Origin of the sequence: Arthrobacter sp. L77, from assembly GCF_000816565.1 — a bacterium.
Lineage (GTDB): Bacteria > Actinomycetota > Actinomycetes > Actinomycetales > Micrococcaceae > Arthrobacter_D > Arthrobacter_D antioxidans.
Genome location: NZ_JWSU01000003.1, coordinates 1 through 1,390 on the forward strand (window position 1 = coordinate 1; position 1,390 = coordinate 1,390).

Consider the following 1,390-nt stretch of genomic DNA (forward strand, 5'->3'; position numbering starts at 1 on the left):
CCGAGGGCCTCGTTCTGCGTGGGGTGCGCGTGGATGAGCGGGGCCACGTCCTCGGGGTACGCCTCCCAGTTGCCGATGAGCTGCGCCTCGCCGCTCTGCTCGCCCATGCGGCTGCCGAGCATGTGGACGCCCACGATCGGGCCGTCCTTCTCGCGGACGAGCTTCACGAGGCCGCCCTTATCCACATCTAGTTGTGTATAAGAGACAGGACCAGGGCCCCGGGCTGCTGATGGACCTCGCCCCGGGCGGCTCGCTGCTCGGCCTCGTGACGAGTCGCGGCCCCCTGCCGGTCCCCGAGGTCGTGACGGCCCTGGCCCCGGTGGCGCAGGTGCTCGGCTACCTGCACGGCGCCGGAGCCCTGCACGGGGACGTGACGCCGGGGAACATCCTGTTCACGGCCGAGGGCAAGCCGCTCCTCGGCGATCTCGGGACGGGACGCCTGCTGGGGGCCGAGCGGGATGGCCACGCGGGGACACCCGGCTTCCTCGATCCGCTCCACGACGGATCGTTCGACGCCGGCGCCGATGTGTTCGCCCTGGCAGCCGTGGCCTGGTTCGCGCTGACCGGCCGGGTCCCCGGACCCGCCGAGCAGCGGCCGCCCCTCGCACTGATCGTCCCCGAGATACCGCGGGAGCTCATGCAGCTCATCGAGGATGCGCTGAGCTCCAGCAGGGACCGGCGCCCCACCGCGGACGACTTCGCCCGCGGCCTGCTGGCCGGTTCCACGCCGGTCCCCGTCGACCTCGTTCCGGCCGTGCATACGAGCGTCCTGCCGGAACTGCTGACCCGGCGCGCAAACCCTCCGCCCAGTGCACCGCCGTCCCGATGGACGCGAATGGCCGGCATCCGCCCGCGCGCCGACGGGGGAGTACCCGGAGCCCCCGGAGTCGGGCGGGGACGGCGCCCCGCAGGAGGGCGCCTGCGGGGAGCACTCCTGCGGGCACCCGGGCCGCGAGCACGCCCGCCCGGAGGACGCTCGGGAGAACCGCCCCGGGGCGCAGGGCAGGCGTCCGCATCCCGCCGGGCGGCGCGCCCGCGGGAGTCGGGCCGTACAGTGCGGGAGCGACGCACCCGGGGCGTGCTGGCGATCCTGGCCGGAGTCGCGGCGGTCGTGCTGCTCATCGCGGGGATGGTCCTCACCGTCGACGTCGTCCGTTCCGCGGAGCCGGCGGCCGGCCGTGCACCCGGTGCCGTGCCCGGTGCCGTTCCCGACGCCGCTCCGGACGCCGCTCCCGACGTTGCTCCGGATGCGTCGCCGTCCGGTGCCGGGTCCGACCGTGCGGATCCCGGCCCGACGGACCGGACCGAGGCAGGCGGCGGGGACGACCCGCCGGGAGCGGACCCGGCCCGGGGGGAGGGCTCGACCCGTGGCCCCGAGCCTGGCCTGGCC

General features: G+C 75.8%; 1 protein-coding gene and 1 pseudogene. One reads left to right on the plus strand and one right to left on the minus strand.

All coding sequences use genetic code 11. The annotated features are described in order from the left end of the window. Positions 1-173: pseudogene (locus tag RY94_RS17065) on the minus strand (dihydrolipoyl dehydrogenase); the annotation flags it as partial. Between the two features lie 20 nt (positions 174-193). Between RY94_RS17065 and RY94_RS16565 the strand changes: the two are divergent. Then, a partial coding sequence (locus tag RY94_RS16565; RefSeq protein ID WP_156134993.1) for a protein kinase domain-containing protein occupies positions 194-1,390 on the plus strand: 1,197 nt, incomplete at its 3' end.